The sequence below is a fragment of the Massilia glaciei genome, from assembly GCF_003011895.2.
Taxonomy (GTDB): Bacteria; Pseudomonadota; Gammaproteobacteria; order Burkholderiales; family Burkholderiaceae_D; genus Telluria_A; species Telluria_A glaciei.
Genome location: NZ_PXWF02000050.1, coordinates 1 through 13,797, shown reverse-complemented (window position 1 = coordinate 13,797; position 13,797 = coordinate 1). Strand labels below are relative to the sequence as shown.

The 13,797-nt window shown below is 64.7% G+C and carries 13 protein-coding genes; 10 read left to right on the top strand and 3 right to left on the bottom strand.

Translation table 11 applies throughout. The features are described from left to right. Positions 1-4 precede the first annotated feature (4 nt). On the bottom strand, positions 5-667 hold the full coding sequence (locus tag C7C56_RS03790) for a DJ-1/PfpI family protein (protein WP_106756164.1): 663 nt from the start codon (positions 665-667) through the stop codon (positions 5-7). Between the two features lie 122 nt (positions 668-789). On the opposite strand from C7C56_RS03790, the gene C7C56_RS03785 reads away from it, so the two are divergent. Next, positions 790-1,788 carry a GlxA family transcriptional regulator gene (locus tag C7C56_RS03785; RefSeq protein ID WP_181373012.1) on the top strand — a complete coding sequence of 333 codons (999 nt, stop codon included), beginning with the start codon at positions 790-792 and terminating at the stop codon, positions 1,786-1,788. Between the two features lie 25 nt (positions 1,789-1,813). Here C7C56_RS03785 and kynA read toward each other — a convergent pair whose 3' ends face one another. Then, positions 1,814-2,611 carry a tryptophan 2,3-dioxygenase gene (gene kynA, locus C7C56_RS03780; RefSeq protein WP_229458070.1) on the bottom strand — a complete coding sequence of 266 codons (798 nt, stop codon included), beginning with the start codon at positions 2,609-2,611 and terminating at the stop codon, positions 1,814-1,816. Between the two features lie 97 nt (positions 2,612-2,708). Then, positions 2,709-3,992, bottom strand: coding sequence for a kynureninase (gene kynU, locus C7C56_RS03775; protein WP_106756161.1), 1,284 nt, complete (start codon positions 3,990-3,992; stop codon positions 2,709-2,711). Positions 3,993-5,081: 1,089 nt separating this feature from the next. Here kynU and flhD point away from each other — a divergent pair. The 9 genes from flhD to C7C56_RS03730 form a co-directional block, all read left to right on the top strand. Next, a complete protein-coding gene (flhD, locus tag C7C56_RS03770) occupies positions 5,082-5,399 on the top strand; it encodes a flagellar transcriptional regulator FlhD (protein ID WP_106756213.1) in 318 nt (105 codons plus the stop codon). A 69-nt stretch (positions 5,400-5,468) separates the two neighbouring features. Next, positions 5,469-6,023 (top strand): flagellar transcriptional regulator FlhC, encoded by a 555-nt coding sequence (gene flhC, locus C7C56_RS03765; RefSeq protein ID WP_106756160.1) that lies wholly within the window; start codon positions 5,469-5,471, stop codon positions 6,021-6,023. A 401-nt stretch (positions 6,024-6,424) separates the two neighbouring features. Further along, a complete protein-coding gene (gene motA / locus C7C56_RS03760; protein ID WP_106756159.1) occupies positions 6,425-7,297 on the top strand; it encodes a flagellar motor stator protein MotA in 873 nt (290 codons plus the stop codon). Between the two features lie 36 nt (positions 7,298-7,333). After that, positions 7,334-8,245, top strand: coding sequence for a flagellar motor protein MotB (motB, locus tag C7C56_RS03755; protein WP_106756158.1), 912 nt, complete (start codon positions 7,334-7,336; stop codon positions 8,243-8,245). Positions 8,246-8,270: 25 nt separating this feature from the next. Then, positions 8,271-8,822 (top strand): chemotaxis protein, encoded by a 552-nt coding sequence (locus tag C7C56_RS03750; RefSeq protein WP_106756157.1) that lies wholly within the window; start codon positions 8,271-8,273, stop codon positions 8,820-8,822. A gap of 92 nt (positions 8,823-8,914) precedes the next feature. Next, the gene (locus tag C7C56_RS03745) at positions 8,915-9,280 is read left to right on the top strand and encodes a response regulator (protein WP_106756156.1); all 366 of its coding nucleotides are present in this window, start codon (positions 8,915-8,917) and stop codon (positions 9,278-9,280) included. Positions 9,281-9,366: 86 nt separating this feature from the next. Next, positions 9,367-11,532: a chemotaxis protein CheA gene (gene cheA / locus C7C56_RS03740; protein WP_106756155.1), complete on the top strand. Its 2,166-nt coding sequence runs from the start codon at positions 9,367-9,369 to the stop codon at positions 11,530-11,532. A gap of 51 nt (positions 11,533-11,583) precedes the next feature. Next, positions 11,584-12,078, top strand: coding sequence for a chemotaxis protein CheW (locus tag C7C56_RS03735; RefSeq protein WP_106756154.1), 495 nt, complete (start codon positions 11,584-11,586; stop codon positions 12,076-12,078). A gap of 66 nt (positions 12,079-12,144) precedes the next feature. Continuing rightward, positions 12,145-13,797, top strand: a 1,653-nt coding sequence (locus tag C7C56_RS03730; protein ID WP_106756153.1) for a methyl-accepting chemotaxis protein, incomplete at its 3' end; no start/stop codon positions are given.

Sequence of the window (13,797 nt, the reverse complement as noted above, 5' to 3'; positions counted from 1 at the left end):
TCCTTCAGAATGGGATAGTGCGGGCGGCGAGTCGTTGCGACGCCGATTTCTCAACGCCCTCGATGATCTGCTTGGCGCGTGCCGGCTGCAGGTCCGGGGTGCTGCTGCCAAAGGGTGGGGCGGGGTAGTATTCGATCCCCAACTGGAGGATGCGCGACAGTTCCTCGCCCCCGATCAGCGCCGCCAGGTAGAGCGCGGCGTCGATGCTGGCCGAGACGCCAGCGCCGGTGACAATGGTGCCGTCGCGGTGAAAGCGCTTCTCTAGCACCGTCGCCCCGTAGGCGCGCACCCGGTCGCGCGCAAACCAGTTGGTGGTGACCTCCTTGCCGTCGATGAGTCCCGCGGCGCCGAGGATCTCGGCCCCGTTGCAAACGCTGACCGTCCAGCTGGCGCTTGCATGCAGCCGGCGCACATGGTCCATAAGGGCTGCGTCCGCAATGGCTGACCGCACCCCGGGCCCGCCCGGAATGTACAGCAGGTCGGTCGCGCCGATGTCGTCCAGGCGCTTGTAGGCGACGATGCCAAGGCGGCCCGTGTCGGCCGCCACCAACCCTTTATCGACGGCGGCGAAATCGACTTTCATGCCCGGTATGTTGGCCAGCACTTCGTATCCGCCGATGATATCGAGGGCCGTGTAACCATCGAATAAAACCACGGCCATGTGCATGATGTGCGCTCCTTGCTGTTTGAATGGACAAATTATCCGGCCTTGGAAGTGGCGATAGAAGTGGCGATACCGACTATATATATGGCATTATCGCCAAATCGATCAACAACACGGGAATCTGCATGGCGACGCGCGCGATTGCAGTGCTGGCCTACGACGGCTGCATGGGAATGGAGGTCTTGGGCATCTGCGACACCCTGCTGCTGGCCAACCGCGTGGCGCTGGCCATCAATGGCCCCGGGTCGGAGCCGGTGTTCGCGGTGTCGGTCGTCAGCCTTGGCGGCGGCAATGTGGTGGCGGCCGGCGGGATCACGATCGGTACCCGGCGCCCGCCACGCTCGCCCGGCCTGCTTGTTGTTCCGGGCATGGACCTAAGCGACCGCGCCGCCTGCCTCAAGCCGCTGTCCCACCTCGGCGCGCAGACCGCCTACATCGCCAAAACGTTCGCCAAAGGGACGCCGGTGGCGGCCATCTGCGTCGGCGCGTTCATGCTGGGCGAGGCCGGCCTGCTCGACGGGCGCCGCGCAACCACCTCCTGGATGTTCGCGGCCCAACTGGCGCAGCGCTTTCCGTTGGCGCGGATCGACCCCGCCGCGATCCTGCTCGAGGACGCGGGGGTCAGCACCACCGGCTCGTTCAGCGCCGCGTTCGATCTGGCCATGCTCCTGATCCGGCAGACGGCCGGCGCCAAGGTGGCGCGCGCGGTGGGCCGAATGGGATTGCTCGAAGCGGGGCGCGCCAGCCAGGCGGCATATGTGGACAGCCGCATGCTCGACAAACCCGACGCCGGTTTTGCCGTCAATGTGCACGCGTGGCTGGCCCACCGTATGGACGAACCATATGACCTCGCCCGCATGGCATCGGCCTTTCATGTGAGCCCGCGGACCTTGCTAAGGCGGGTCAAGGCCGAGACCGGGCACTCGCCGCTCGCCTATCTGCAAACGGCGCGCATCGACAAGGCCAAGCTGCTGCTCGAGTCGACCGGCCTGGCGCTGGCGCAGGTGACCGAAAAGGTCGGGTACACCGACGTGGCGACCTTCGGCAGCCTGTTCAAGCGCTTGGTGGGGCAGACGCCGGCCGAGTACCGGCGCAGGTTCAGGCAGCCGGCCGGCAAGCGCTGATCGATCTAGGGATTCTCAGGACAGCTTAGAGTTCGGTGCGCAGCGCGAACAACTCCGGGAACAACACCACGTCGAGCATCTTGCGCAGATAGCTCACCCCTGCCGTGCCGCCGGTGCCGGTCTTGAATCCGATGATGCGCTCGACCGTCGTCACATGTCGGAAGCGCCAGAAACGGAACGCGGTCTCGAGGTCGACCAGCTTCTCGGCCAGCTCGTAGAGCGCCCAGTGGCGGCTCGGGTCCTTGTAGACGCCGAGCCACGCGGCCTTGACCGACTCGTCCGAGGTGGTCGGCGCGGTCCAGTCGCCCGACAGCCGTTCGGGCGCGATCGCAAAGCCGCTGCGCGCCAGCAGCATGATGGCCTCGTCGTACACCGACGGAAGGCGCAGCTCGCGGTCGAGGATCTCGAACGCGGGCGGCGCCGTCTTGTGCACGTCGAGCAGCTTGGCGTTCTTGTTCCCGAGGATGAACTCGAGCTCGCGGTACTGGTGCGACTGGAAGCCCGACGAGGCCCCCAGGTACGGGCGAATCGCGGTGTACTCGGGCGGCGTCATGGTCGCCAGCACGTCCCAGGCGTGTACCAATTGGTCCATGATGCGGGCCACGCGCGCGAGCATCTTGAAGGCCGGCGGCAGCTCGCCGGCGCGCATGTTCACGCGCACCGCCTGCAGCTCGTGCAGCATCAGCTTGAGCCACAATTCGCTGGTCTGGTGCTGGATGATGAACAGCATCTCGTTGTGGTTGGGCGAGCGCGGATGCTGCGCCGTCAAAATGCGATCGAGCCCGAGGTAGTCGCCGTAGCTCATCGCATCGCTGAAGTCCATCTTGGCGCCGTGCCAGGCCTTGTCGTCCTTATTGTCGTCCTTATTGCTGTCTTTATTGTCTACTTTAGTCGTATCGCTTGACATGCTGTTTTCTCTTTTAGGTGACCGCGCCGCGCATGGCGGCGACATCGTAAGCGCCGTTGTCGAGGATATCCCGGAGGATCTCGACCGCGTCCCAAACGTCGGTGAAGCTGGTGTACAAAGGGGTGAAGCCAAAGCGCATGATGGCCGGTTCGCGGTAGTCGCCGATGACGCCGCGCGCGATCAGCGCCGCCATCACCGCGAAGCCATGATCGTGCGTGAAGCCGACCTGGCTGCCGCGCCGCGCGTGCTCGCGTGGTGTCACCAGCCCAAGGCCGTGGCCGGCGCAGCGCGCCTCGACCAGGGCGATGAACAGGTCGGTCAGGGCCAGCGACTTGGCGCGGATCGCTTCCATGCTGGTCTGCTCGAACACCTCGAGCCCGCATTCGACCAGCGTGAGCGAGATGATCGGCTGGGTGCCGCACAGGGCGCGTCCGATGCCGTCGATGGGGGCGAATTCGGGTCCCATCGCGAACGGGTTGGCGTGGCCCCACCAGCCCGACAGCGGCTGCGCGAACGCCGCCTGGTGGCGCTTGGGCACCCAGATAAAGGCCGGCGCGCCCGGGCCGCCGTTGAGGTATTTGTAGGTGCAGCCGACAGCCAGGTCGGCCCCGCCCGCGTGCAGGTCGAGCGGCACCGCGCCGGCCGAATGGGCCAGGTCCCACACGATCAGCGCGCCCTGCGCATGTGCGTGCGCGCTCATGGCCGCCATGTCGTGCTGGTAGCCGGTGCGGTAGTTGACGTGGGTGAGCATGACGACCGCGCAGTCGGCGTCGATGGCGGCGGGTAGCTCCTCTACCGAGTCGACCAGGCGCACCGTGTAGCCGCGCGCGAGCCAGCCGGCCAAACCCTGCGCCATATAGATATCGGTCGGGAAGTTGCCGCGTTCGGTCACGATGACCCGCCGCGCCGCCCCGGCGCCGCCGGCCTGCATGTGCAGCGCGCCGGCCAGCGCCTTGAACAGGTTCAGGGAGGTGCTGTCGGTGACCACGACTTCGCCCTTGGCCGCGCCGATCAGCGGCGCGAGCCGGTCGCCGAGCCGCCCGGGCAGCTCGAACCAGCCGGCCGTGTTCCAGCTGCGGATCAGGTCGTGGCCCCATTCGCGGGCGATCACGTCCTGCGCGCGCGCCAGCGCCGCCACGGGACGGGCGCCGAGCGAATTGCCATCCAAGTAGACCACGCCCTCGGGCAGGTCGAACTTGGCGCGCAGCGGCGCCAGCGGATCCTGGGCGTCGAGCGCGGCGCAGGCGGCGCGGCTGGCGGGCAGGGGGGAGATGCTGCCGGAAAGTGGGGATACCATGCGTGGCCCTTCAAAAAATACTTTAAGCCTCAAGCGTTGAGGTCGGAAGGCGCAGTTTAACAAGAAATGTATGGCCTTCGGCAGAGAAATGATGTCGCGGTGTTGTGTGGGTGAACTTTGTGACTGTACCAAGGTGCATGCTCAGGATGGGTTCCCGCCTTCGCGGGAATGACGGTGTGGTTTGGTGGGCGGTGACGGTGGCGGATGCGGATGCGGATGCGGATGCGAATACGGATGCGGATGCGGATGCGGATGCGGGAGCGGGAGAAATGATGTCGCAAAATTAAGCGAGCGAGGATGATCGTATACATTTAAGGAAGACGACCTTGAAACCGCCGCCCCCCCCAACGCCAACCCCGCCCCCCCAACGTCAACCCCGCACCCACCCAACGTCAACCCCGCACCCACCCGTCATCCCCGAACCCCCCGTCATCCCCGCGCAAGCGGGGACCCATGCTGAGCGTGCGTGTACGCGACGCCCAAAATATTTGGCCCAGGTCTTTTTCACGCCGCATGGCTGCACATTCTGTATGGGTCCCCGCTTGCGCGGGGATGACGGGGGGGGCGCGCGGCTGACGGGGATGACGCGGCTGACGGGGATGACGGGGATGACGGGGATGACGGGGATGACGGGGATGACGGGGATGCGTTGTGGGTCGTTTTTCTTCGTTTCAGAAAAATAAATCAAAAAATCCGAAAAAAACCCTCAAGTTCCCAAAAACGCCGCCGTTACAGGTTCAGTCAGGCGGGAATCCGGTCTTTTCGGAGCGTTCAAAATCTTTTTGAATTTATTTTCGAAAAACCCTCAAGTTCCCCAAAAGTTTGACGTAACCGGTATAAGACGACAGAAACTGCGCGGCGAAAACGCTGTTAATTTGTAAATTTTTCACATCCCATTCCGCTCCTTCCCAAAGGGGCGCGACAATGACCGCGCAGTGTTTGTAAGACAAACACCTACGGTTCATTCCGTCTATTCTCCGACGGAAAATACAGCCAGCCACCTATTCCTGAATAAATTTCCAACAGTCAAAATATATCTCACTGGCAATACGAAGCCAGACCGGAATAAAACGGTTCAAGGAGATGGAAATGACTGCAAACGACATGATGGCCGAAATTCGCGACGCTAACCTGAGCTACCTGATGTTGGCCCAGCAGATGATCCGCGCCGACCGTGTCACCGCAATCTTCCGCCTTGGCATCGCCGGCGAGATCGCCGACCTCATCGAAAGCATGAGCAACGCCCAGATCCTGAAGCTGGCCGGCGGCAACATGATGCTCGCCCGTTTCCGCTTCGACGACAGCGCGATCCTGTCGATGCTGACCAATTACAACAAAGACAAGCAGCTGGCCCAGTCGCACGCCGCGATCCTGATGGCCGGCCAGGCCGCCGAAGAAATCGTCTAAGCTGTCGCAACACTTAGCGACCACAATACCGGCCACAACAACGACCGCAACGCCCACCGCGAGCCCACCATGAGCAAAAAAAGCGTCGTCTCGGAAGCCCAGGAAATCCAGCTCGCGATCACGCTGATCAAGCTCGGCGCCCGCCTGCAGCTGCTCGAAACCGAGGTCTCGCTGTCGCGCGAGCGCCTGCTCAAGCTCTACAAGGAACTCAAGGGCGTGAGCCCGCCGAAGGGCATGCTGCCGTTTTCGACCGACTGGTTCCTGACCTGGCAGCCGAACATCCATTCCTCGCTGTTCATCAACATCCATAAATTCCTGGTCGACCATGCCGGCGCCACCGGCATCGAGGCCGTCATGAAGGCCTACCAGTTGTACCTCGAGCAGATGCCGCCCGAGCCGGGCCAGGAGCCGGTGCTCTCGCTCACGCGCGCCTGGACGCTGGTGCGCTTCTTCAACAGCAAAATGCTGGCGATGGCCCCGTGCGACAAATGCCAGGGCAAATTCGTGGTCAACTGCCTCGACCTCAACACCGGCTATCTGTGCGGGCTGTGCCACATGCCTTCGCGCGCCGGCAAAACCAAAAAATCCAAGGACGCCGCCGCCGCCGCGCTGCTGGCGGCGTGACGGGCGGTTCGTCCGCCCCCGACCACGAAGGGCAGGGCGCAAGCCTTGCCCTTCGCCGCATCTGGCGCACCCCCGCGCCGCAAGCTTTGCTGGTCCAATGCGCCGCTTTCGGCCTGGCCGTTATGCGTTCGTCATCGCCGGGCGCGCGCCCGATGTAAGCATCAATGTAGCCGGGAGCTTAACGATACTTTATCTATGGCACTTTTAGGCGACACCCCGGGCAGTTTTACTTGCCGGGGCAGCGATCTCACGTTATTGTAGTTCCAAGCATCAATTTGTAAAAATTACGCGCCTTTCAAGCCTCCCGTCCTTGTCAAGGCGACATGGCCTTGTCTGTAAGTTGTCTGCTTGAAAACGCCAGGTCGTCCCCTGCTTTTTTCACCTTTAGGGAGTGAGCGCATTTGTTAGTCACCATCGGTTTCGTCTTCGTTTTTGTGGCCGTGTTCGGCGGCTTCGCCATGACCGGCGGCCATCTGGCGTCGCTGTTCCAGCCCGTCGAGCTATTCATGATCGTCGGCGCCGCGCTCGGCGCTTTTGTCGTGGGCAACAACGGCAAGGCGATCAAGGCCACCCTGAAGGCATTGCCGACCCTGTTCCAGCGCTCGCGTTACACCAAGGCGCTGTACATGGAGCTGATGGCGCTGATGTTCGACGTGCTCTCGAAGGTGCGCAAGGAGGGCCTGATGTCGATCGAGAACGACATCGACGCGCCGGAAGAGAGCCCCCTGTTTTCGAAGTACCCCGGCATCATGCGCGACCCGCACATCGTCGAGTTCATCACCGACTACATGCGCCTGATGGTGTCCGGGAACATGGACGCGTTCCAGATCGAGAACCTGATGGACAACGAGATCGACACCCACCACCACGAGGGCTCGGTGCCGGTCCATTGCCTGTCCAAACTGGCCGACGGCTTTCCCGCGTTCGGCATCATCGCCGCCGTCATGGGCGTGGTCCACACCATGGAGTCGGTCGGCATCCCGCCGTCCGAGCTCGGCATCCTGATCGCCCAGGCGCTGGTCGGCACCTTCCTGGGGATCCTGATCGCCTACGGTTTTGTCAGCCCGATGGCCAGCCTGCTCGAGCAAAAGCTCGAGGAGTCGAGCAAGATGTTCCAGTGCGTGAAAGTGACGCTGCTGGCGAGCCTGAACGGCTACGCGCCGGCGCTGTCGGTCGAGTTCGGCCGCAAGGTGCTGTACTCGTCGGAGCGGCCGTCGTTCGCCGAGCTCGAGGAGCACATCAAGAAATCGAAGACCAGGCTGGCGCAAGGATGAACACACCGATGAACCGGCACCAACGGCGGAGGCGCGATGGCAGATGACGGCATGCGCCCGATCGTGGTCCGGCGCATCACCAAAACCAAGCGCGCGGCCCACGGCGGCGCCTGGAAGATCGCGTACGCCGACTTCGTGACGGCCATGATGGCCTTCTTCCTGCTCATGTGGCTGCTCGGCTCGACCACCCGGGGCGACCTCGACGGCATCGCCGAGTACTTCAAGACCCCGCTCAAAGTGGCCATGCTGGGCGGCTCGGGCAGCGGCGACAGCTCGTCGGTCGTGACCGGCGGCGGCACCGACCTCACCCGCCGCGACGGCCAGGTCAAGCGCGGCGCCATCCCGCCCGAGAGGCAGAGCTACGACCTGAAGGCGGCCAAGGCCGCGCTCGAAAAGCAGGAGGCGGCGCGCCTCGCTTCGCTCAAGAGCAAGATCGAGCGCGTGATCGAGGACAATCCGCTGCTCAACAAATACAAGAACCAGTTGCTGCTCGACATCACCAGCGAGGGCCTGCGGATCCAGATCGTCGACGAGCAGCAGCGCCCCATGTTCGCGCTCGCCAAGGCCGAGCTCAAGCCGTACACGCGCGAGATCCTGCACGTGATCGGCATCGTGCTCAACGAGGTGCCCAACCGGATCGGGGTCTCGGGCCACACCGACGCCACCCCGTACAGCAGCGACACCGGCTACAGCAACTGGGAGCTCTCGGCCGACCGCGCCAACGCCTGCCGCCGCGAGCTCGTCAGCGGCGGCATGAGCGACGCCAAGATCATGCGCGTGGTGGGGCTGGCCTCGGCCGCCCACCTCGACCGGGACGACCCGTACAGCCCGAACAACCGGCGCATCAGCATCATCGTGATGAACAAAAAGACGGAGGAGGCGGTCATGCGCGACAGCACCTCGATGCAGGTGGGCGCGCCGGCCGCCGCGGCCCAGGCGGCACCATGAGCGCGCACCAGAACGGAGAGAGATCATGACTGAGAGAAGAAAAGTGTTGGGCTCGCACGTCAAGCGATTGTTGTCGGGGGTCGCCGACCATGGCGGCAAGCACCTGGTCGAGGTCGAGGCCGACCTGGTCCAGACCGGCCAGCTGCTCGAGGTGGCGATCGAAAAGCTCACCGACAGCTTCATGGCGATCCACGCCACGGTGGCGGCGCGCCAGGCCGGAGTCGACCTGCTGCTGTCGGGCGCCGCCGTCAGCGACGAGGAGCGCGCGCGGCTGGCCGACATGTCGGCCGAGATCGGCGCCCACGTCAACAGCGCCGTCACCGGCATGCAGTTCCAGGACATGACGAGCCAGCTGATCTCGCGCACCCTCAAGCGGGTCGGCGGGCTGCACCTGTTCCTCGACACGCTCGGCGAACACGGCGCCGGCATGGCGCACGAAAGCGGCAGCGACGAGATCGCCGACCTGCTCGGCAAGGTCAGCATGGCGCTGGCGATCCAGTCGCTGGAGTTGCGCAGTGTCTTGAGGAAAGTAGTTAATCAGCAGCATCTTGAGAGCGGCGATATAGAATTGTTCTAATAAAAGGTTTTTGGTGAGAAATATCTCGCCGTGTGGCAATTTGGACGACGGATGGGCGACATGCCCGGATTTAAAAAAGGCAGGAGCAAAGCATGGCTAAAACAATACTCGCAGTCGACGATTCCAGTTCGCTGCGCCAGATGGTCGCCTTCAGCCTGAAGGCCGCCGGTTACCTGGTGGTGGAGGCGGTCGACGGCCAGGACGGACTCGACAAGGCCAAACAGCAGACGGTCGACCTGGTCCTGACGGACCAAAACATGCCGCGCATGGACGGCCTCGAGCTGATCAAGCTGCTGCGCACGCTGCCGGCCTACGAAAAGGTGCCCATTTTGATGCTCACGACCGAATCGTCCGACGAGATGAAGGGCAAGGGGCGCGCGGCCGGGGCCAACGGCTGGCTGGTCAAGCCGTTCGACCCGCAGCGCCTGATCGAGGTTGTCAAGAAAGTCATCGGCTGATGGCCGCTGTTGACAATGGACGGCTTCGGACGGCATCGGCAGCACGGGGTAGGGATGCATCAGCGTGACCTTGACGGAGTTTCATCATGACCATCGACATTAGCCAATTCTTCCAGGTCTTCTTCGACGAAGCCGAAGAACTGCTGGCCGAAATGGAGCGGCTGCTGCTGGCGATCGACATCGGCGCGCCCGACGCCGAGGACCTCAACGCGGTGTTCCGCACGGCCCACTCGATCAAGGGCGGGGCCTCGACCTTTGGCCTGAACGACATGAGCGACGTCACCCACGTGCTCGAGTCGCTGCTCGACCGCATCCGCAAGGGCCAGATGGCGCTCACGGCCGAGCATGTCGACGCCTTTTTGGCGGCCAAGGACATCCTCAAGATGCAGCTCGACGGCCACCGCAACGGCGCCAAGGTCGACCTCGAGTCGGTCGCCGACGTGCGCATGATGCTCCAGGAGCTGTCGAAGGACATCGTGCTGCCGGCCGCGCCGGTGCCGATGGTGGTGGCCGCGCCCGCGCCGCGCGCCGACGCCCCGCTGGCCGGCACCCGGCGCTACCGGGTCGAGCTGCCGGCGCTGCCGCAGGCCGACACCGACGCCTTGGTGGCCGAACTGGGCCTGCTTGGCGCCGTCGAGCTCGAGCCGCCAGGCGCGGCCGGCCAGGCGCTCACGCTGAGCACGCGCGAGAGCGCCGACGACATCGTCGCGATCTGCTCGTTCGTGCTCGACCCGGACACGCTCAAGGTGACCGAGCTGGCGCCCACGCCGGCCCAGGTCGCGGCCGACCTGGCCGCCAAAAAACAGGCCGAGGAAGACCTCGGCTTCGGCTTCTTCGACCCGCCCGAGGCGCCCGCCAAGCCGGCCGCCGACGACGGCTACGGTTTCTTCCAGCCGATCGAACAGATCCGCGCCAGCGCCGCGAGCGTCTCGACCTCGATTCCGAGCGCGCCGATGGAGGAGCCGGCCGCCGCCGCGCCGCTCGACCAGATCGACTTCAACGAGATCGTGGTCGAGAAGAAGGGCGCCAAAAAAGACGACAAGTCGGTCGCCATGCCGGGCGCCGAATCGTCCTCGATCCGGGTCTCGATCGAAAAGGTCGACCAGTTGATCAACCTGATCGGCGAACTGGTGATCACCCAGGCCATGATCGAGCAGCGCAGCGAGGCGCTCGACCCGATGCTGCACGAGCGCTTGCTCAACAGCGTCAGCCAGCTCACGCGCAACACGCGCGACCTGCAGGAGGCGGTCATGTCGATCCGCATGATGCCGATGGATTTCGTGTTCTCGCGCTTTCCGCGCATGGTGCGCGACCTCGCCACCAAGCTGGGCAAAAAGGTCGACTTCATCACCAACGGCGCCGCCACCGAACTCGACAAGGGCTTGATCGAGCGCATCGTCGACCCGCTCACGCACCTGGTGCGCAACAGCATCGACCACGGCATCGAGATGCCCGAGGCGCGCCTGGCCGCCGGCAAGACCGAGTCCGGGCGCCTGTTCCTCTCGGCCGGCCACCAGGGCGGCAACATCGTCATCGAGGTGGCCGACGACGGCGGCGGCCTCAACCGCGAACGGATCCTGGCCAAGGCGGCCCAGAACGGCCTGGCCGTGTCCGACGCGATGAGCGACGCCGAGGTCTGGCAGCTGATCTTCGCGCCGGGTTTCTCGACCGCCGAGACCGTCACCGACGTCTCCGGGCGCGGGGTCGGCATGGACGTGGTCAAGCGCAACATCACGGCCATGGGCGGCACCGTCGAGATCCGCTCGGCCAAGGGCTTCGGCACCACGATCTCGATCTCGCTGCCGCTGACGCTGGCCATTTTGGATGGCATGTCGATCCGGGTCGGCGAGGAGGTCTACATTTTGCCGCTCGGCTTCGTGATCGAGTCGCTGCAGCCGGCCGCGGCCGACATCAAGGAGATCAGCGGCAAGGGCCGGGTGATCAAGGTGCGCGGCGAATACCTGCCCCTGATCCCGCTCTACCAGATGTTCGAGATCGCGCCGCGCTACACCGATCCGTGCGACGGCATCGTCGTCATCCTCGAGTCCGACGGGCGCAAGGCCGGCCTGTTCGTCGACGACCTGGTCGGCCAGCAGCAGGTGGTGGTCAAGAACCTCGAATCGAATTTCCGCAAGGTGACCGGGATCTCCGGCGCCACCATCCTCGGCGACGGCGGCGTCTCGCTGATCCTCGACGTGTCGGCGCTGATGCGCTCCTCGCGCGAGATCGCCGACGACCCGGTCTACTCGTAGGCGCGGCGCCGGCGGCCAGACCAGACACAGACACCAGCAAAGGAAAACACCATGATCACAGCAAACGGCAAGGCAGGCGACAACAAGGACGGCGTCGGCAGCGAGTTCCTCGCCTTCACGCTCGGCTCCGAGGAGTACGGCATCGACATCCTCAAGGTGCAGGAGATCCGCGGCTACGAGGCGGTCACGCGCATCGCCAACGCGCCCGAGTTCATCAAGGGCGTGATCAACCTGCGCGGCATCATCATCCCGGTGGTCGACATGCGCATCAAGTTCAAGCTCGGCACGCCGGTGTACGACCAGTTCACGGTGGTCATCATCCTCAACATCGGCGGGCGCGTGATGGGCATGGTGGTCGACTCGGTCTCGGACGTGACGACCCTGATGCCGGACCAGGTCAAGGCGCCGCCGGAGATGGGCAGCACCTTCAATTCGGACTACCTGATCGGGCTGGGCACGATCGACGAGCGCATGCTCATTTTGGTCGACATCGACAAGCTGATGTCGTCGAGCGAGATGGGCCTGATGGACAAGATGGCCGCCTGAACACCGGCAGGCGGCGGGCGCGGCGACGACCGCGCCGCTCAGAACAGAAAATACTAGGAGACCAGCATGACACTGCGCGACATCAAGATCGGTACCCGACTTTCCATCGGCTTCGGCGTCATATTGCTGATCCTCGCGGCCATCGTCGTGCTTGCCAACGTGCTCAACTACGTCAACAAGAACGACCTGAGCAACGGCTTGCGGCTGTCGATGGCCAAGAACCAGCACGCGGTGGCGATGAAGAGCGCGATGCTCGAAACCGGCATCGCGATGCGCAACATCGGCCTGCAGTCGGACGTGGCGCTGATGCAAAAGGAGGAGGCCAAGGTCAAGGTGCAGCGCAAGCGCTACGAGGACGCGGCCGCCAAGATGCTCACCGAGGGCTTGAGCGCCGAGGAGAAATCGCTGCTCGACGAGATCGCCAAGCTCGACCGCGACGTCGACGTCGCCTTCAAGGAGGCGATCGGTCAGGTGCTCGCGTTTAACAGCGAGGGCGCGGCCAAGGTCATCGCCGGGCGCATCGACCCGCTCAACGAGCTCTCGCTCACGGCCCTCAACAAGCTCGTCGAGATGCAGGCCGTGGCCGCGCGCGCCTTTTTGGCCAAGTCGGTCTCGGCCGACCGCGCGCTGCTGCTGATCCTGATCGTGTTCGGCGCCGTCGCGATCGTGGTCGGCGTCATCTGCGCGATCGTGATCACGCGCTCGATCACCCAGCCGCTGCTGGGCGCGGTCTTGGTGGCCAAGATGGTCGCCGCCGGCGAGCTGACCTCGGTGGTGCAGGTCGAGGGGCGCGACGAGACGAGCGAATTGCTCAAAGCGCTCAAGGACATGAACGAGAGCCTGGCCAAGACGGTGGGCGAAGTGCGCATGGGGACCGAGACCATCACCGTGGCCTCGCAGGAGATCGCGTCGGGCAACGCCGACCTGTCCTCGCGCACCGAGGCGCAGGCCAGTTCGCTCGAGGAGACCGCCAGCTCGATGGAGGAGCTCACCAGCACCGTCAAGCAGAACGCCGACAACGCGCGCCAAGCCAACCAGCTGGCGGTTTCGGCGTCGTCGGTGGCGAGCAAGGGCGGCACCGTGGTGGCGCAGGTGGTCGACACCATGGGCTCGATCAAGGAGAGCTCGCGCAAGATCGTCGACATCATCGGCGTCATCGACGGCATCGCCTTCCAGACCAACATCCTCGCGCTCAACGCGGCGGTCGAGGCGGCGCGTGCCGGCGAGCAGGGACGCGGCTTCGCGGTCGTCGCGGCCGAGGTGCGCAACCTGGCGCAGCGCTCGGCCGGGGCGGCCAAGGAGATCAAATCGCTCATCGGCGACTCGGTCGACAAGGTCGACGCCGGCAGCAAGCTGGTCGACGAGGCCGGCCACACCATGGACCTGATCGTGACCTCGATCAAGCAGGTGGCCGACATCATGAGCGAGATCACGGCCGCGACCCAGGAGCAGAGCAGCGGGATCGAGGAGGTCAACCAGGCCATCACCCAGATGGACGAGATGACCCAGCAAAACGCGGCGCTGGTCGAAGAGGCCGCCGCCGCCGCCGAGAGCATGCAGGAGCAGGCCCAGATGCTGGCCCAGGCGGTGAGCATCTTCAAGCTGCGCGGCGACGAGCGCTTTGCCGAACGCGGCGAGCGCGCCGAGGCGCGCGAGGGCCGCGGCGGCGATGCGGCGCGCATGGATGCCCCGCGCGTGGCGGCCCCGCGCGCCGGCGCT

Coding starts and splice junctions, on each gene's coding strand:
- C7C56_RS03735 (WP_106756154.1), top strand. CDS start 11,584: ATGATCACAGCAAACGGCAAGGCAGGCGACAACAAGGACGGCGTCGGC.
- kynU (WP_106756161.1), bottom strand. CDS start 3,992: ATGGTATCCCCACTTTCCGGCAGCATCTCCCCCCTGCCCGCCAGCCGC.
- kynA (WP_229458070.1), bottom strand. CDS start 2,611: ATGGACTTCAGCGATGCGATGAGCTACGGCGACTACCTCGGGCTCGAT.
- C7C56_RS03750 (WP_106756157.1), top strand. CDS start 8,271: ATGACTGAGAGAAGAAAAGTGTTGGGCTCGCACGTCAAGCGATTGTTG.
- C7C56_RS03790 (WP_106756164.1), bottom strand. CDS start 667: ATGCACATGGCCGTGGTTTTATTCGATGGTTACACGGCCCTCGATATC.
- flhD (WP_106756213.1), top strand. CDS start 5,082: ATGACTGCAAACGACATGATGGCCGAAATTCGCGACGCTAACCTGAGC.
- motB (WP_106756158.1), top strand. CDS start 7,334: ATGGCAGATGACGGCATGCGCCCGATCGTGGTCCGGCGCATCACCAAA.
- C7C56_RS03785 (WP_181373012.1), top strand. CDS start 790: ATGGCGACGCGCGCGATTGCAGTGCTGGCCTACGACGGCTGCATGGGA.
- flhC (WP_106756160.1), top strand. CDS start 5,469: ATGAGCAAAAAAAGCGTCGTCTCGGAAGCCCAGGAAATCCAGCTCGCG.
- C7C56_RS03745 (WP_106756156.1), top strand. CDS start 8,915: ATGGCTAAAACAATACTCGCAGTCGACGATTCCAGTTCGCTGCGCCAG.
- cheA (WP_106756155.1), top strand. CDS start 9,367: ATGACCATCGACATTAGCCAATTCTTCCAGGTCTTCTTCGACGAAGCC.